The sequence below is a fragment of the Marinomonas sp. HM11-D genome, from assembly GCF_057626615.1.
On the sequence record NZ_JBMMKT010000002.1, the window covers coordinates 1 to 18448 of the forward strand.

The window sequence follows — 18448 nt, forward strand, 5'->3', positions numbered from 1 at the left end:
TGAGAGCAAAAAAAAGCGGCTAATAGCCGCTTTTTTTATGACTTAACCTTATTTTTCAACAGGGTAGTCGCGTTCTGCGTGACCTACATACAATTGGCGTGGACGGCCGATCTTGTATGCGCCACCGATCATTTCATTCCAGTGTGAAATCCAGCCGATGGTACGTGCCATGGCGAAGATTACAGTAAACATAGAAGTAGGAATGCCGATCGCTTTCATGATGATGCCAGAGTAGAAGTCTACGTTCGGGTACAGCTTACGCTCTACGAAGTAAGGGTCTTCTAGGGCGATTTGCTCTAGGCGTTTCGCAATTTTCAGCATTGGATCATCAGATTGACCTAGTTCAGCCAATACTTGGTCACAGGTTTCACGCATAACTTTCGCACGAGGGTCGAAGTTTTTGTAAACGCGGTGACCGAAGCCCATTAGGCGGAACGGATCGTTTTTGTCTTTTGCTTTAGCAATGAATTCATCAATGTGCGACTCATCACCAATTTCTTCAAGCATGTTCAACACGGCTTCGTTAGCGCCACCGTGAGCTGGGCCCCAAAGGGTTACAAAGCCTGCCGCAATACATGCGAATGGGTTTGCACCGGATGAACCTGCAAGACGTACTGTAGATGTAGAAGCGTTTTGCTCGTGGTCCGCGTGTAGGATAAAGATGCGGTCCATTGCTTTCGCAAATACAGGGTTAACTTTGTAATCTTCACATGGCGTTGCAAACATCATGTGTAGAAAGTTTGCTGCGTAGCCTAGGTCGTTACGTGGGTACATGGTCGGTTGACCTTTTGAGTACTTGTAACACATAGCTGCAAGGGTTGGCATTTTAGAAATCAAGCGGAATGCTGCGATTTCGCGGTGCTTAGGATCAGTAATGTCCATGTGATCTTGGTAGAACGCAGACATTGCACCCACTAGACCTACCATAACCGCCATTGGGTGAGCATCGTTGCGGAAGCCATCAAGGAACTTCTGCATGGATTCTGACACCATGGTGTGGTTTTTAACTGTATCTACGAATTCTGCTTTCTGCGCTGCAGTTGGCAACTCTCCGTATAGAAGTAGGTAACAAGTTTCTAGGTAATCTGAGTGTTGTGCTAGATCGGCAATTTTGTAACCGCGATGTAGAAGCACGCCTGCATCACCATCGATGTAGGTGATAGCAGATTCACATGAGCCAGTAGACATGAAGCCAGGATCATAAGTGAAGACGCCGTGAGAACCTAAAGTTCTTACATCTATCACGTCTTGTCCTAATGTCCCTGTTAATACAGGAAGTTCAATCGTTTGATCGATACCGTCTACCGTTATGCGAGCTTTTTTGTCAGCCATTTTTGGTCTCCTTCGTACTCTGGTCCGGGGCAAAGAGCCTTGAATTAGCTCTCCTGGCCCAGAAGGTGCGGAAAAAATACTTTCTTAGGGGTTACAAAGTCAATTAGACAAAATTTTTACTAGTTAGTTGATCCTAGTAATTTCTTTGTAAATTTGTAACAAGATTCTAGGAGGTGGGTGGGTGAATATTGATCTAATTTACGTTAGTTCTTTGATTATTAAGAATAAAATTAAATTTTGGTGGGGGTGAAAAGCTGTAATTTTATACCATTATTGCTTTTGTTTATGGGTGCATTCATTTTGTGAATGACGACCATCAGAAACCCTACGTTCTGTCTATTTGTCTTAGGTTTTTCGCCTAGTCTATAATTGCCACCCGATGATTTCATTGATTTGTCGGTGTTATTTGGCAAGTTTGAGTCGCATGTGCCAATGTCGCTTGCAAATCGATGGGATTTTCAAGGAGGCCTATGGATCCAGTGAAGCTTTGCTTTTCCTTGGTGACATTAGAATTTGGGTCGTGATTGACCATTCAATCAAATAAAATGGTGTAAAGAGTCGTGAACAAAAAAAGACCAGTCAACCTTGATATTTCCACAATATCAATGCCCGTAACCGCAATTGTCTCTATCCTTCACCGTGTGACCGGTATCATCCTATTTATTGGTTTGGTATTCCTGTTCTACGCGTTTGATCAGTCATTGTCTTCACAGCAAGGATTTGATCAAGTGGTAGAGGTGCTACAAAACAATTTTCTAGCGAAATTTGTCGTTTGGGGTGTCGTTTCAGCGCTGATGTACCATTTCGTAGCGGGTGTTAAACACTTGTTTATGGACATGGGACATTTCGAAGAACTTGAAAGTGGCCGCGCTGCGGCAAAAGCGAACTTAGTGATCGCTGTTGTTCTGATTCTATTAGCAGGGGTATGGATATGGTAACTCAAATTACTAGCTTTGGCCGTTCGGGTCTGTACGACTGGATGATGCAGCGTATTTCTGCATTAGTATTGGCGGTATACAGTATCTTCATTATCGGTTACTTGCTTCTTAACCCAGATCTAACGTACGAACAGTGGAGTGGTTTGTTCGAAACGACTTCAATGCGCATTTTCTCTCTACTAGCGCTGCTATCTGTTGGTATTCACTCATGGATCGGCTTGTGGTCGGTATCGACTGACTACATTAAAGCAACAGGTGTTCGTTTCTTCTTTCAATCTCTATGTGGCCTAGTAATGTTTATCTACGTCGTATGGGGTGTTCAGGTTCTTTGGGGGCTGTAAGTAATGGCTAATATTCGTACTATTTCTTTTGATGCCATTGTAATTGGTGGTGGTGGCGCAGGTATGCGTGCGGCACTTCAGTTGACTGAATCTGGTTTAAACACTGCGTGTGTAACGAAAGTATTCCCAACTCGTTCACACACGGTATCTGCGCAAGGTGGTATCACTTGTGCGATTGCAAGTGAAGACCCAAATGATGATTGGCGCTGGCACATGTACGATACCGTTAAAGGTTCCGACTACATCGGTGACCAAGACGCTATCGAGTACATGTGTTCTGTAGGTCCACAAGCGGTATTTGAGCTTGAGCACATGGGTCTACCATTCTCTCGTAAAGAAAATGGCCGTATTTACCAACGTCCTTTCGGTGGTCAATCGAAAGATTTCGGTAAAGGTGGTCAAGCAGCGCGTACTTGTGCTGCAGCAGACCGTACAGGTCACGCGCTATTACACACTCTTTACCAAGCTAACCTTAAAGGCGGTACGACATTCTTTAACGAGTGGTACGCGGTTGATTTGGTGAAAAACTCTGAAGGCGCAATCGTTGGTGCCGTTTCTATCTGTGTTGAAACAGGTGAAGTGGTTTACCTAAAAGCGAAAGCGACGGTACTTGCAACCGGTGGTGCAGGTCGTATCTTCCAGTCTACTACTAACGCACACATCAACACAGGTGATGGTGTAGGTATGGCACTTCGTGCTGGCGTACCAATGCAAGACATGGAAATGTGGCAGTTCCACCCAACCGGTATTTACGGTGCGGGTACGCTGGTAACAGAAGGCTGTCGTGGTGAAGGTGGTTACCTAATCAACAAAGACGGCGAACGTTTCATGGAACGTTACGCGCCAAACGCGAAAGACCTTGCTGGTCGTGACGTGGTAGCTCGTTCAATGATTCTTGAAATTCTTGAAGGTCGTGGCTGTGGTGAACACGGTGACCACGTGCTTCTAAAATTGGATCACCTAGGTGAAGAGACTCTGAACAAGCGTCTACCAGGTATCCTTGAGCTATCTCGTACTTTTGCTCACGTTGACCCAGTGAAAGAGCCAATTCCAGTGGTACCGACTTGTCACTACATGATGGGTGGTGTGCCAACGAACATTGGTGGTCAGGCACTATTGCAAAATGATGCTGGTGAAGATGTGGTCATTCCTGGTCTTTATGCATGTGGTGAAATCGCCTGTGTATCGGTACACGGTGCTAACCGTCTAGGTGGTAACTCGCTACTAGACTTGGTGGTATTCGGTCGTGCGGTAGGTCTACAAGTTAAGAAATCTCTAGATGAAGGTTTCGACTCTATGGACGCTAGCGATACGGACGTAGAAAAAGCAATGGCGCGTTTAAACCGCCTAAACGGCTCAACCGGTGGCGAGTCAGTTGCAGAAGTTCGTGCAGAACTTCAGAAAACCATGCAGCTATACTTCGGTGTATTCCGTGAAGGTCCTTCTATGCAGAAAGGTCTTGAGCAGCTTAAAGAAATCCGTAAGCGCGTTGAGAACCTGCACCTTGAAGATAAGAGTCAAGCATTCAACACTGCACGTATTGAAGCGCTTGAGCTTGAAAACTTGCTAGAAGTTGCGGAAGCAACGGCGATTCCTGCGGAATTCCGTAAAGAAAGCCGTGGCGCACACGCCCGTAATGACTTTACTGAACGTGACGATGAGAACTGGTTGAAACACTCTCTGTTCCACCCAGCAACGAAGAAAGTGACCAAGCGTGATGTAAACTTCGCGCCAAAAACTATGGAAGCTTTCCCACCTAAAGTTCGTTCATACTAAGGAGTTATGTCGATGTTAGTGAGTATCTATCGTTACAATCCTGAGAAGGACGACGCGCCTTACATGCAGGATTTCGAAATCGAGCTACCAGCAGGTAAAGACTTGATGGTGCTTGATGTGCTAAACCTTCTAAAAGCACAAGATCCAAGTATTTCTTACCGTCGTTCATGCCGTGAAGGTGTGTGTGGTTCTGACGGTATGAACATGTCTGGTAAAAACGGTCTAGCGTGTATCACGCCAGTATCGGCTGCGACGAAGAACAACAAGCTTGTCTTGCGTCCGCTACCAGGTCTACCAGTGGTCCGTGACCTTGTTGTGGACATGGGTCAGTTCTACAAACAGTACGAAAAGATCAAGCCATTCTTGATCAACGATACACCAGCGCCAGCAATTGAGCGTCTGCAGAGCCCTGAAGAGCGTGAAAAGCTTGATGGTCTATACGAGTGTATCTTGTGTGCTTGTTGTTCGACTGCGTGTCCATCTTTCTGGTGGAATCCAGACAAGTTCATCGGTCCATCTGGTTTGCTACAAGCCTACCGTTTCTTGGCGGATAGCCGTGACACAGCAACGCAAGAGCGTCTTGGCGATCTTGATGATCCGTTCAGTGTATTCCGTTGCCACGGCATCATGAACTGTGTCAACGTTTGTCCAAAAGGTCTGAACCCAACTAAAGCGATTGGTAACATTCGTACTATGTTGATTCAGCGTGCGACCTGATAATTGAAATGCCCGTACCGTTTTTATAATGGTACATAGCAAAGTAGCTCCTATAAAATAGGGGCTACTTTGATGCTGGATTTATACGCAACGTTAAATCCGCATATAATAAGAGTTGCGAAGAATTTAGTTTTTCATGGTAGAGATATATCTAGGCATGAAAAAACACTAAATAGCCCCATTTATTACTAATAAGTAAGGCACCTGTGCTTTAGAATTGGACTGTTTAAGTGTCATTTAGTAAAAGTAAATAATAACCTGGCGACTTTTCACTGATTAGTTTAACCAGAATGAAAATTTGAGTTATCACAACATGGTGATAGCTGGCTCGAACATAAAAGGGTGATCGAGAATGCATGAAAGTTTGATGGAGTTGCTATGGAGCACTTCTCACTTTTCAGGGGGCAACCTTGAATATGTTGAGGGGCTGTTTGAGAGCTACTTAGTTGACCCCAACTCAGTATCGGAAGAATGGCGGAAATGTTTTGATCAGTTGCCGAGAGTTAGTGAAGCGCAGTCAACCGATCTTCCTCACTCCGTTATTCAAAAACAATTCTTAGAACTTGGTAAAAACAAGTTCCGCAACATTCCTGTTTCTACAGGTGTCGCAGCTAGCTCAGAGCATGAGCAAAAGCAGATCAATGTTCTTCAACTTATTAACGCTTACCGCGTTCGAGGCCACCAACACTCAAATCTAGACCCACTAGGTCTTCAGAAACGAGAAAAAGTTGCTGACCTTGATTTAGGTTTCCACCAATTAACCGGTGCCGACCTAGATACTTCCTTTAATACTGGCTCACTATTTTTCAATCAAGAAAACATGCCGCTTAAGGACATGATCTCTGAGCTAGAAAAAACTTACTGTGGCTCTATCGGCTACGAATTCATGCATATTGTCGACACCCAAGAAAAAGCTTGGTTGCAACAACGTGTTGAATCCGTTCGCTCACGTCCTGAGTACTCAGAAGAAACTCGCAAAGCTTTGCTAGAACGCCTAACGGCAGCAGAAGGTCTAGAAAAATACCTAGGCAGTCGCTACCCAGGTGCGAAGCGTTTCGGTTTGGAAGGTGGTGAGAGCTTAATTCCAATGGTGAACGAGCTGATCCAACGTTCTGGTGCACTAGGTGCGAAAGAAGTTGTGATCGGTATGGCGCACCGTGGTCGTCTAAACGTATTAGTTAACACGCTAGGTAAAAACCCGAAAGACTTGTTTGACGAGTTCGAAGGTAAGAAGCTAGTTAACACCTCTGGTGACGTGAAATACCACCAAGGTTTCTCTTCTAACGTGATGACAGCGGGCGGTGAAGTTCACACCGTGCTTGCATTCAACCCTTCTCACCTTGAGATCGTATCTCCTGTAGTAGAGGGCTCTGTGCGTGCGCGTCAAGATCGTCGTCAAGACAAGACGGGTAAGACAGTCGTACCAATTTCCATCCACGGTGATGCAGCGTTTGCTGGTCAAGGTGTGGTGATGGAAACCTTCCAGATGTCACAAACACGCGCCTACAAAACTGGCGGTACTGTGCACATCGTGATCAACAACCAGGTCGGCTTTACTACTAACCGTCAAGAAGACTCGCGTTCGACTGAATATGCAACTGATGTTGCGAAAATGATTCAGGCACCGATCTTCCACGTAAACGGTGATGATCCAGAAGCGGTTCTGTTTGTTACCCAACTAGCGTTGGATTACCGTTACGAGTTCGGTCGTGATGTAGTGATCGACATGGTGTGTTACCGCCGTCGTGGTCACAACGAAACCGATGAGCCATCAGGTACTCAGCCATTGATGTACAAAGTCATCAATAGCTTGAAAACGACGCGTACAAAATACGCAGAAGACTTGATTGCTGCTGGTATCGTAACCGAAGCGGAAGCGGATGAACTGGTCAACGAAAACCGTGAAGACCTAGACAATGGTCGTCACGTAGCGAAGAGCTTGGTACTTGAATCCAACTCAGAGCTATTTGTTGATTGGAAGCCATACCTTGGTGTTGAGTGGACGGATGCAGGTGATACCACCTACCCATTAGCTCAGCTACAAGAAGTGGCGAAGAAAACAACGTCTATTCCAGACGGTGTTGTGGTACAGCGTCAAGTTATGAAGATCTATGAAGATCGCGATAAGATGACCGCTGGCGCGATGCCAATCAACTGGGGTTACGCTGAAACACTGGCTTTTGCAACATTGCTTGAGCAGGGTTACCCAATCCGTATTACTGGTCAGGATTCTGGTCGTGGTACGTTCTCTCACCGTCATGCTGTGATTCACAGTCAGAAAGACGGCAGCACCTACATTCCTCTGAAGCACTTGTCAGATGATCAGCCAACGCTAGATCTGTACGACTCGTACCTATCTGAGGAAGCGGTTCTTGCATTTGAATACGGTTACTCAACGACTTCGCCAAAAGGCCTAGTGGTTTGGGAAGCACAATTCGGTGACTTCGCTAACGGTGCGCAAGTGGTGATTGACCAATTCATCACCAGTGGTGAGCACAAGTGGGGCCGTCTATGTGGTCTGACGATGTTGTTGCCACACGGTTACGAAGGTCAGGGCCCAGAGCACTCCTCTGCGCGTCTTGAGCGTTTCATGCAGTTGTGTGCGGAATACAACATTCAAGTGTGTGTACCGACGACACCAGCACAGATCTTCCACATCTTGCGTCGTCAGGTGATTCGCCCAATGCGTCGTCCGTTGATCATCATGTCGCCGAAGAGTTTGCTACGCCACAAACAAGCAATCTCTACGCTAGAAGATCTATCTGAAGGCAGCTTCAAAACAGTATTGCCAGAAGCCGCAGAGAATATTCAGCCAGAGAACGTTAAGCGTCTGGTGCTTTGTAGCGGTAAGGTTTACTACGACCTATTTAACCGTCGTGAAGAGTTGGCTAAAGAAGATGTGGCGATCATTCGTCTTGAGCAATTGTACCCATTCCCATACGCTGATTTCGAAGCGATTTTGGAACCGTACAAAAATGTTGAAGAGCTGATTTGGTGTCAGGAAGAGCCTAAGAACCAAGGCGCTTGGCATGCAAACCGTCACCGTATGAGTCGTGTGTTAGACAGATTGTACCCAGAAGTGAAGATCCGCTTCGCTGGTCGTATGTCTTCTGCAGCACCTGCAGCAGGCTACATGTCTGTACACGTTGAAGAACAAGAAGCGCTGGTTAACGACGCAATTGTCGGCTAGCACCACTGCCTGTCAGAGATAAGGGTAAAAAATGAGTATTGAAATTAAAGCACCTACGTTTCCAGAATCTGTAGCGGATGGCACAGTCGCTACTTGGTACAAACAGCCAGGCGAAGCATGTAAACGCGATGAGCACATTGTTGATATCGAAACAGACAAAGTTGTGCTTGAAGTGGTTGCTCCAGCGGACGGCGTTCTTAAGCAAGTTATCAAAGGCGAGGGCGATGTAGTCCTAAGCGCTGAAGTACTAGCGATCTTTGAATCAGGTGCAGCAGCGTCTGAAGCGCCAGCGGCGGCGGCAGCAGCACCAGCAGCAGCGTCTGCTTCTGCAGCTAAAGAAACCGTGCAAATCAAAGCGCCTACATTCCCAGAGTCTGTAGCAGACGGTACGGTTGCCGCTTGGCACAAACAGCCAGGTGAAGCGTGCAAACGTGACGAGCACATCGTTGACATCGAAACCGACAAAGTTGTGCTTGAAGTGGTTGCACCAGCTGATGGTGTGATTGCTGACATCCTGAAACAGGAAGGCGAAACCGTGCTAAGTGCTGAAGTATTAGCAAACTTTGCCATCGGTGCTGAAGGTGGTTCGGCGCCTGCTGCAGCACCTCAAGCAGCGGCACCTGTTGCAGACGAAGCAGGTGACGAAGATGCAGTAGCGGGCCCGGCGGCACGTAAAGCCTTGGCTGAAGCAGGTCTAACGGCGGCACAAGTGAAAGGCACTGGCAAAGGTGGTCGTATCACTAAAGAAGACGTAGAAGCAGCAGTTAAGAACAAAGCTGCAGCGGCGCCTGCGGCAGCACCAGCGAAAGCGGCTCCAGCTGCACCAGCACCACTAAGTGCAGATGGCCGTGTTGAGAAACGCGTGCCTATGACACGTCTACGTGCAACCATCGCTAAACGTCTAGTGGAAGCACAGCAAACTGCTGCAATGTTAACCACTTACAACGAAGTGAACATGGGCCCTGTGATGGAGCTGCGTAGCAAGTACAAAGACTTGTTCCAGAAAACTCACAATGGCACTAAACTAGGCTTCATGTCGTTCTTCGTGAAAGCAGCGACAGAAGCATTGAAACGATTCCCTGCAGTCAACGCATCGATCGATGGCAACGACATGGTTTACCATGGCTACCAAGACATCGGTGTAGCAGTATCAACTGATCGTGGTTTGATGGTGCCAGTACTACGTAACACTGAAGCAATGGGTCTTGCAGACATTGAAGCAGGCATCATGGACTTCGCAGTACGTGGTCGTGACGGCAAACTAGGCATGGAAGATATGCAAGGTGGTACATTCACTATCACTAACGGCGGTATCTTCGGTTCCCTAATGTCGACACCTATCCTTAACCCACCTCAAACTGCAATCTTGGGTATGCACAAAATCCAAGAACGCCCAATGGCGGTTAACGGTCAGGTTGTAATCCAACCAATGATGTACCTAGCGTTGTCATACGATCACCGTATGATCGACGGTAAAGAAGCGGTGCAGTTCCTTGTAACCATCAAGGACCTACTAGAAGATCCAGCACGTCTACTGCTTGAAATCTAAGTAATCGCACCCACTTCTGTGGATTAGAGTAATAATTTGCTAGGGCGCACAACGCCCTAGCAACAACAATGGATAAACCCTATGTCTAATAAATTTGATGTTATCGTAATTGGTGGTGGCCCAGGTGGTTATGTTGCAGCGATTCGCGCAGCGCAATTGGGTCTAAAAACGGCATGTATCGAAAAGTGGCTAGATAAAGACAACAATCCTCGTCTAGGTGGTACATGTTTGAACGTAGGTTGTATCCCATCTAAAGCTCTATTGGACTCTTCGCACAAGTACCACGATGCGAAAGAAGAATTCTCAGTTCACGGTATTGGCATTGATGGCGTATCAATGGACGTGAATGCGATGGTTGATCGCAAAGACAAAATTGTTAACCAATTGACTGGCGGTATCGCAGGTCTATTCAAAGCAAACGGCGTAACCAGCTTTGAAGGTTTTGGTAAACTGTTGGCTAACAAGAAAGTTGAATTCACAGCCCACGACGGTTCAGTTCAAACATTTGAAGCGGACAGCGTGATCCTAGCGACAGGTTCTGTACCTGTGAACATTCCACCAGCACCGCGTACTGGCGACATCATCGTTGATAACGAAGGTGCACTAGATTTCCGTGCTGTGCCTAAACGTCTTGGTGTAATCGGTGCCGGCGTTATCGGTCTAGAGCTAGGCTCTGTATGGAAGCGTCTAGGTTCTGAAGTTGTGGTTCTAGAAGCACAAGATCAATTCCTAAGCCTATGTGACCAAGATCTAGCGAAAGAAGCGGCTAAGATCTTCAAGAAACAAGGTCTAGACATTCGCGTTGGTGCTCGTGTAACGGGCAGCGAAATCAAGGGTGAAGAAGTTGAAGTAACTTACCTTGATGCCAAAGGCGAAGAGCAGAAGCAAACGTTTGACAAGCTAATCGTAGCGGTAGGTCGTAAGCCATTCACTGACGGCTGTCTAGCGGCTGACTCTGGCGTTAACCTAGACGAGCGTGGTTTCGTATTCGTTGACGAGCAGTGCCGTACCAACGTTCCTGGTGTATTCGCGATCGGTGATATCGTTCGTGGCCCAATGCTAGCGCACAAAGCCTCTGAAGAAGGTGTAATGGTTGCTGACATCATCGCTGGCCACAAAGCGCAAATGAACTACGATTGCATCCCATCTGTTATCTACACTCACCCAGAACTAGCTTGGGTTGGTAAGAACGAACAGCAACTAAAAGCCGAAGGCGTTAACTTCAAAGTGGGTAAATTCCCATTTGCTGCGTCTGGTCGTGCCATGGCTGCTAACGACACGGATGGTTTCGTTAAGATTATTGCTTGTGAAGAAACAGATCGCATCCTAGGCTGCCACATCATCGGTGGTCACGCGGCTGATTTGATCGCACAAGCGGTTATCGCAATGGAATTTGGCTCAACTGCAGAAGACATCGCTCTAACTGTATTCGCTCACCCAACAGTAAGTGAAGCAGTACACGAAGCAGCGCTTGCAGTAGATGGCCACGCGATCCACATTGCAAACCGTAAGCGTAAATAACAACAAAATTCGATTTGCCGGCTGAGAAGCCGGCAATTTCTGTCGAACAGACAGACTTATGTCAATCATTAAGATGAGCGGAAGAATCAAATGAACCTACATGAATATCAGGCGAAACAGCTATTTGCTGAATACGGCCTGCCAGTATCAACAGGGTACGCAGTAGACACGCCAGAAGAGGCAGTAGAAGCAGCGAAGAAAATTGGTGGTGACAAGTGGGTTGTTAAAGCTCAGGTTCACGCTGGTGGCCGCGGTAAAGCGGGCGGTGTGAAGCTTGTTGATTCTTTGGAAGAAGTAAAAGAATTCGCAGCGAACTGGTTAGGCAAAAACCTAGTAACTTACCAAACTGACGAAAAAGGTCAGCCTGTTGCTAAGATCCTAGTGGAATCTTGCACTGACATCGCGAACGAATTGTACCTAGGCGCTGTAGTAGACCGTTCTACTCGTCGCGTAGTGTTCATGGCCTCTACTGAAGGTGGTGTTGAGATCGAGAAAGTAGCTGAGGAAACGCCTGAGCTAATCCACAAAGCGATCATCGATCCACTTGTAGGTGCACAGCCATACCAAGCACGCGAAATGGCATTCAAAATGGGTCTGAACGCTGCGCAAATCAAGCAGTTCACTCAGATCTTCCTAGGTTTGTCGCAAATGTTCCACGACTACGACTTCGCGCTACTAGAGATCAACCCTCTAGTAATCACTGAAGAAGGCAACCTTCACTGTCTAGACGGTAAGATCAACATCGACAGCAACGCTGTATACCGTCAGAAGAAAATGCAAGAGTTCCACGATCCATCTCAAGAAGATGAGCGTGAAGCCCATGCAGCTCAGTGGGAACTAAACTACGTAGCACTTGATGGTAACGTTGGCTGTATGGTTAACGGTGCAGGTCTAGCGATGGGTACTATGGACATCGTAAACCTACATGGTGGTAAACCAGCTAACTTCCTTGACGTTGGTGGCGGCGCGACCAAAGAGCGTGTAGCGGAAGCGTTCAAGATCATTCTTTCTGACAGCAATGTTAAAGCGGTATTGGTTAACATCTTCGGTGGTATCGTACGTTGTGACATGATCGCAGAAGGTATCATCGGTGCAGTTGAGCAGGTAGGTGTAAACGTTCCTGTTGTTGTACGTCTAGAAGGTACTAACGCAGAGAAAGGCCGTGAAGTTCTAGCGAACTCTGGTCTAGACATCATTGCTGCGAAAAGTCTAAAAGACGCAGCTGAACAAGTTGTTAAAGCTGCGGAGGGCAAATAATAATGTCTGTTCTAATTAACAAAGATACTAAAGTAATCTGTCAAGGTTTCACTGGCGGCCAAGGTACTTTCCACTCTGAGCAAGCGATTGCTTACGGTACAAAAATGGTTGGTGGTGTAACACCAGGTAAAGGTGGTCAAACTCACCTAGGTCTACCTGTATTCAACACAGTGAAAGAAGCGGTTGAAACGACTGGCGCTGAAGCGTCTGTTATCTACGTTCCAGCGCCTTTCGTTAAGGATTCTATCCTTGAAGCAGCGAACGCTGGTATCAAACTAATCGTTTGTATCACTGAAGGTGTTCCTACGCTTGATATGCTTGACTGTAAAGTTAAGTGTGACGAGCTAGGTGTTCGCCTAATCGGCCCTAACTGTCCAGGTGTTATCACTCCTGGAGAGTGTAAAATCGGTATCATGCCTGGTCACATCCACTTGCCAGGTAAAGTAGGTATCGTTTCTCGTTCTGGTACTTTGACGTACGAAGCCGTTAAACAAACAACGGATGCTGGTTACGGTCAATCTACTTGTGTTGGTATCGGTGGTGACCCAATCCCAGGTACTAACTTCATCGACGTACTAGAAATGTTCCAAAACGATCCACAAACTGAAGCGATCGTTATGATCGGTGAGATCGGTGGTACGGCAGAGGAAGAAGCAGCTGCTTACATCAAAGCAAACGTGACTAAGCCTGTTGTATCTTACATCGCTGGTGTAACGGCTCCTGCTGGTAAGCGTATGGGCCACGCGGGTGCGATCATCTCTGGTGGTAAAGGTACGGCTGACGAGAAATTCGCAGCACTACAAGACGCAGGCGTTAAGACTGTTCGCTCTCTAGCAGACATCGGCGCAGCGCTAAAAGAAATCACTGGCTGGTAAGCAATCGCTTAACAGAAATTGATTATAAAAATCCCTGCCTAGTGCAGGGATTTTTTTGTCGTAAAGAAAACGTATTGACTGTAAAAGAGTGCAAATTGGCATGCATCTATAACTTGATTCCGTATCATGGCATTAATTAAAACAATATCTTGGAATATGTCATGAAGTTACTTGGAATCGTTATTATCAGTGCCGCGGCAATGGATATCGGCAAACTGGCCTGGGTGGTATCTGAGCTGCCTTATAACCTGCTATAACGTCTGACAAATTCCTTCGATAAATTCGGCCACCGCTCGCACTCGCGTTGAGCGGTAATGTCTGCTTGGATAGACCAACTTTAATTGCGCCGCATCTTCCTTCATTTCAATATCGCGACACACTTCCACCAGCTGCCCCGCTCGAATTAAGCCATTGCAATACTGATCTGGCAGCATACTAATCCCCGCTCCTTGTAACACCGCCTCGCGTACGACGAGAGGATCGTTACAGCTATTAACGCCACTTAGATCCAAACAATAGGGTTGCCCTAGGTAGTTCACATGAAATTGGTGTTTGTGATAACGCGTTTCGCAAAACAAGATATGAGGCTTTAATGTGTCGGGTGTCAGCGGCACTTTGATCTGTTGGCTGTAGTTTGGTGATGTCACCCATACCAGCTTGCTAGGGTAGAGCGTCTTAACGACCAGTTCAGAGTTCTCCATAGAGCCCACCATAATGGCCATATCAAGGTCTTCTTTCAACACGTCCATCGGGTGATGACTGGTCTGAATGCGTAACTGAATAAGAGGATATTGGCGCTGGAACTCAGCCAGATGGGGCGCGAGGACTTCACGACTAAAGGCTAACGGTACGCCGATATGCACGCTACCTTGAGGTGTTTGCTGCAAACCGCTTAAGGCATGGCCCGCTTCATCGGTCAGCTGCAGCACCCGTTCAGCGAATTCAAACAGGGTTTGTCCCTCAGGCGTCAGACGAATGTTCCGAGAGTTACGCTCCATTAAACGCACCTGATAAGTCGACTCTAGACGACTGATGGCTTTACTTACCGTGGCCTTGGTCATTTCTAAGGCAAGCGCTGCCTCGGACATATTGAGCAAGCGAGCACTCCAATAAAAAGCGGGCAGGTCTTTTAGGATCTGGGGATTATGGTTCATTTTTGGAAACGCTTTGTCATTTTTAAGGTAATTGTTTCCATAACTATATCTCAATATTCTGTTGGCTATCACTCCTAAACGATAATGAGAGCAGAATTATGGCAAATATTATTGGCGGTATCGGCGCCTCCCATTCACCCACCATTGCCTTTGCAAAAGATGCTAATAAGGTGTCAGATCCCGCTTGGGCACCTATTTTTGAAGGCTTTGATGTCATTAAACAATGGCTGGCGGATAAACAAGCCGATGTGTTGTTTTTTATCTTTAATGACCATGTGACGTCGTTCTTCTTTGATCACTATTCACCTTTTGTATTGGGCATTGACGATCAATACGTAACCGCCGATGAGGGTGGTGGTGCCCGTGACTTTCCAGCGGCGAAGGCTCATCAAGCCTTGTCCCGCCATATTGCCTTTGCCATGGCCCAGCAAGAATTCGATCTTTCCACATTCCAGAAGAAGCCGCTCGATCATGGCTTCTTTTCACCGTATTCCATGATGGTGCCGGCTGAGGAGGGTGCATGGCAGGGAGCTGTTGTCCCCCTTCAAGTGGGTGTGCTGCAGTTTCCAGCCCCTAGCGCAAAGCGTTGTTATGACTTTGGTAAAGCACTGCGACAAGCGATTTTGAGTTACCCAGAAGACCTGAATGTAGCCATTATTGCCACGGGAGGCTTATCTCACCAAGTACATGGGGAGCGCTGTGGCTTTAACAATGAGCCTTGGGATGAAGAGTTCTTACAACGTTTAGAGACTGAGCCTGAATCTTTGACCCAGCTTACCCATGCAGAGTATGCGACCAAAGGCGGTATGGAGGGCGCTGAGGTGATCATGTGGCTGATTATGCGCGGTGCTTTATCGGATGATATCCTCTGTGTGCATAAGGCCAACTATTGCCCTTCCATGACCAATATCTCGACCTTAATTTTGGAGGAGCAGCGTACCAATGAGTTATCCGAGCTCAATCCCATGGCGCAAATCCAAGGCATTGAGCAACTTGAAGGCACCTATCCTTTTACTGTGGAAACCAGCCATCGCGCTTATCGCTTAAATGATTTCTTACGTCGTCTGACTGAGCCCAAGCATCGAGAGCGCTTTATCCATGAGCAAGCGGCACTGATGCAAAAATTCGATTTAACGGCCGAAGAGCAGGCCATGGTAAGCGGACTACAATGGATTGAGCTGATTCGTTATGGCGTGATTTTCTTCTGTTTGGAGAAAATGGCCGCGGTGTTAGGGCGCTCTAACCCTGAGGTGTATGCTGCTATGCGTGGCGAGACCATGGCGGAGTTCCAAGCCTCGCGCAAAGTAGCAATGCAATATTCGGTGTCGGCGAAAGCCAGCTAACAGAGACCCATTTCACTCCCTCTGCTATGATGCGTATAAATCAACGGGGGAGTGACCTCTCAATGCAGAAAAGATCTATGGATTATGATATTGCCATTGTTGGCGCAGGAATTGTTGGATTATCAACTGCTTGGCAACTACTGCAGAAATACCCTCAAAAACGCCTAGTAGTTATCGAGAAAGAGCAACAAGTCGCGACTCATCAGACAGGACATAATTCAGGGGTGATTCACGCGGGCGTTTACTATACCCCAGGAAGTTTAAAAGCCAAGTTTTGCAAACAAGGCGCGGCTGCCACTAAGGCCTTTTGTCAGACTCATAAGATTCCTTACGAAGAATGCGGCAAACTCTTGGTCGCGACTAATGCACTTGAATTGCAACGTATGGATGCTTTGTATGAGCGTTGTCAGACCAATGATTTGGAAGTGCATTATTTGACCCAAGCCGAGCTGCAACAGCGTGAGCCAAATGTAGTCGGTAAAGGGGCCTTGTTTGTGCCTTCTACAGGCATTGTGAACTACCGCAAGCTGTGTGAGAAATTAGCGGAGCTAGTGCAGAACTTAGGCGGTGAAATACAGTTAGCGACGCAAGTCATAGGGCTCAGCGAAGATCGTTCTGGCGTTACGATTGAGACTAATCGTGGTCAGTTTATGACGCGTTATCTTGTGTCGTGTGGTGGCCTAATGGCTGATCGCTTAACCAAGATGTTAGGCATTGCAACCGATTTTCAAATTGTGCCATTTCGCGGCGAATACTATCGCTTGAGTCCGTATCATAATCAGATCGTCAACCATCTTATCTATCCGATCCCAGATCCTGAGTTGCCATTTCTGGGAGTACATTTAACGCGCATGATTGATGGCTCGGTCACCGTTGGGCCGAATGCGGTACAGGGTTGGAAGCGTGAAGGCTACGGTCGAATCAATATCAGCATCAAGGATATGGTGAGTATGCTGAGCTTTGCGGGCTATTGGCGCTTGCTCAAGAACTACTGGAAAATTGGTCTTAAAGAAACTTACAACTCTTGGAACAAATCCGGTTATTTAAAAGAAGTAAAAAAGTATTGTCCCAGCGTGCAATTGTCCGATTTGGAACCCTATCCAGCAGGCATCCGTGCTCAAGCGGTGACCAAAGACGGTAAGCTGGTGCATGATTTTCTGTTCGCACAAAGCCCACGCACCTTGCATGTGTGTAACGCGCCATCGCCTGCTGCCACCAGTGCGTTTCCTATTGGTGAATACATCATCAACAAACTCGAACAGCAACTGTCAGGTAATTGATTTGAAGTCTAAGTAATGTGCTAAAAAGTGGCAAACAAAGGCCAAGTTGCGCCACTGACTTGATAAGTTGCGGTTATAGAGCCAAATTAAAAGTGTCAGTTTTCAAAAGGAGAGACGCATGAGTATTACATCGAAAGGGATGACCAAAGTCGTTGTTGGTTCTCTAATCGCTTCACAGTTGGCGGCATGTGGCACTTTAATTTACCCTGAGCGTCAGGGACAAAGCGGCGGTAAGCTTGATATCGGTGTGGTGGCTTTGGATGCCTTGGGGTTATTGTTTTGGTTTGTTCCTGGTGTGGTGGCGTTTGGTGTCGATTTTATTACCGGTGCGATTTATCTGCCGGGGGGAAGAATGGCTCAGTTATCTGAAGAAGACATGAGTAAGATGAAGCTTCCTGATGGTCAATTAGACCAACAAGCGCTGAAAGGGTGGTTAGTTGAGCATGATTATCTAGATGCGAAGCAAATCGAAGGCCAGCAATTTATGACGCAAGTGTATCAAACCCCTGATGCCTTGAAGCGTGCGGTAGAGATGGCTTCTACCGAACGCTATGCCTCTTTAAATACTTTGAAGAGCTCTTTGAATTAATTCACAGCCGCTTTTCATACTCGCCAAGCCATTTGGCCAAAAGGTTTGCTAACGTCTGTTGCTCCTCGCAAGTTAAGCTTGCGAGGAGTTTTTTTTGGTTCTCAACATGCGCATTGACAGCCGGATCAATCACAGCGAGACCTTTTTCCGTTAGCGCCACGCGACAACTGCGGCGATCTTCTTCATTCAGTAATCGCTCCACCCATTGCTTTTCAACCAGTTTATCCAACTTACTCGATACGGCTCCAGAAGAGAGCATGGTGGTCTTGTAAAGCTCTGTCGGTGTGAGAGGGCCATCGGCACGGCGTAGGGTTGCCATGAGGTCAAACTCAATCTGCGTCATGCCATGCTGCTGGATAATGCTTTCAATCTCAGGCATGAGAAATTTTTGCATTCGGCCAATTCGGCCAATGATACCCATCGGACTGGCGTCTAATTCTGGGCGGACGGTTTGCCATTGCTGTAACAGCTTGGCGACGTGGTCTGGCATGGGGGCTTCCATCAAATTGCTTATAAAAAAGTATCTTTTAGAAAAGATACTTGATTTTGATGTCTCAAAACAATATCTTTCGTGAAAGTATCTTTT

General features: G+C 46.9%; 15 protein-coding genes. 12 read left to right on the forward strand and 3 right to left on the reverse strand.

Going from position 1 to position 18448, the window contains the following annotated elements; all coding sequences use genetic code 11:
- Positions 1-48: 48 nt before the first annotated feature.
- A complete protein-coding gene (gene gltA / locus ACOSVP_RS02405) occupies positions 49-1332 on the reverse strand; it encodes a citrate synthase (RefSeq protein ID WP_487345919.1) in 1284 nt (427 codons plus the stop codon).
- Between the two features lie 560 nt (positions 1333-1892).
- Here gltA and sdhC point away from each other — a divergent pair.
- The 9 genes from sdhC (at position 1893) to sucD (ending at position 13496) form a co-directional block, all read left to right on the forward strand.
- Entirely contained in the window at positions 1893-2270 is a 378-nt protein-coding gene (sdhC, locus tag ACOSVP_RS02410; protein ID WP_487345920.1) for a succinate dehydrogenase, cytochrome b556 subunit, read from the forward strand.
- On the forward strand, positions 2264-2611 hold the full coding sequence (gene sdhD, locus ACOSVP_RS02415) for a succinate dehydrogenase, hydrophobic membrane anchor protein (RefSeq protein ID WP_487345921.1): 348 nt from the start codon (positions 2264-2266) through the stop codon (positions 2609-2611). Before sdhC ends, sdhD begins: the two co-directional genes overlap by 7 nt.
- Before the next feature lie 3 nt (positions 2612-2614).
- Complete coding sequence (gene sdhA, locus ACOSVP_RS02420) at positions 2615-4387, forward strand: succinate dehydrogenase flavoprotein subunit (RefSeq protein ID WP_487345922.1); 1773 nt, start codon at positions 2615-2617, stop codon at positions 4385-4387.
- A 12-nt stretch (positions 4388-4399) separates the two neighbouring features.
- Positions 4400-5104: a succinate dehydrogenase iron-sulfur subunit gene (locus tag ACOSVP_RS02425; protein ID WP_487345923.1), complete on the forward strand. Its 705-nt coding sequence runs from the start codon at positions 4400-4402 to the stop codon at positions 5102-5104.
- A 352-nt stretch (positions 5105-5456) separates the two neighbouring features.
- On the forward strand, positions 5457-8294 hold the full coding sequence (locus ACOSVP_RS02430; protein ID WP_487345924.1) for a 2-oxoglutarate dehydrogenase E1 component: 2838 nt from the start codon (positions 5457-5459) through the stop codon (positions 8292-8294).
- Positions 8295-8325: 31 nt separating this feature from the next.
- Positions 8326-9843, forward strand: coding sequence for a 2-oxoglutarate dehydrogenase complex dihydrolipoyllysine-residue succinyltransferase (gene odhB, locus ACOSVP_RS02435; protein WP_487345925.1), 1518 nt, complete (start codon positions 8326-8328; stop codon positions 9841-9843).
- Between the two features lie 81 nt (positions 9844-9924).
- Positions 9925-11364, forward strand: a complete 1440-nt coding sequence (gene lpdA / locus ACOSVP_RS02440) for a dihydrolipoyl dehydrogenase (RefSeq protein WP_487345926.1) — start codon at positions 9925-9927, stop codon at positions 11362-11364.
- 90 nt (positions 11365-11454) lie between these two features.
- Positions 11455-12621, forward strand: coding sequence for an ADP-forming succinate--CoA ligase subunit beta (sucC, locus tag ACOSVP_RS02445; RefSeq protein ID WP_487345927.1), 1167 nt, complete (start codon positions 11455-11457; stop codon positions 12619-12621).
- Between the two features lie 2 nt (positions 12622-12623).
- Positions 12624-13496, forward strand: coding sequence for a succinate--CoA ligase subunit alpha (gene sucD / locus ACOSVP_RS02450; RefSeq protein ID WP_487345928.1), 873 nt, complete (start codon positions 12624-12626; stop codon positions 13494-13496).
- A 251-nt stretch (positions 13497-13747) separates the two neighbouring features.
- On the opposite strand, the gene ACOSVP_RS02455 is transcribed toward sucD, so the two are convergent.
- Complete coding sequence (locus ACOSVP_RS02455) at positions 13748-14650, reverse strand: LysR family transcriptional regulator (protein ID WP_487345929.1); 903 nt, start codon at positions 14648-14650, stop codon at positions 13748-13750.
- Between the two features lie 98 nt (positions 14651-14748).
- Here ACOSVP_RS02455 and ACOSVP_RS02460 point away from each other — a divergent pair, with 98 nt between their 5' ends.
- The 3 genes from ACOSVP_RS02460 (at position 14749) to ACOSVP_RS02470 (ending at position 17862) form a co-directional block, all read left to right on the forward strand.
- Positions 14749-15993 (forward strand): gallate dioxygenase, encoded by a 1245-nt coding sequence (locus ACOSVP_RS02460; RefSeq protein ID WP_487345930.1) that lies wholly within the window; start codon positions 14749-14751, stop codon positions 15991-15993.
- A 62-nt stretch (positions 15994-16055) separates the two neighbouring features.
- Positions 16056-17273: an L-2-hydroxyglutarate oxidase gene (lhgO, locus tag ACOSVP_RS02465; RefSeq protein WP_487345931.1), complete on the forward strand. Its 1218-nt coding sequence runs from the start codon at positions 16056-16058 to the stop codon at positions 17271-17273.
- A gap of 118 nt (positions 17274-17391) precedes the next feature.
- A complete protein-coding gene (locus ACOSVP_RS02470; RefSeq protein WP_487345932.1) occupies positions 17392-17862 on the forward strand; it encodes a hypothetical protein in 471 nt (156 codons plus the stop codon).
- Position 17863: 1 nt separating this feature from the next.
- Here ACOSVP_RS02470 and ACOSVP_RS02475 read toward each other — a convergent pair whose 3' ends face one another.
- Complete coding sequence (locus tag ACOSVP_RS02475; RefSeq protein ID WP_487345933.1) at positions 17864-18352, reverse strand: MarR family winged helix-turn-helix transcriptional regulator; 489 nt, start codon at positions 18350-18352, stop codon at positions 17864-17866.
- Between the last annotated feature and the right edge of the window lie 96 nt (positions 18353-18448).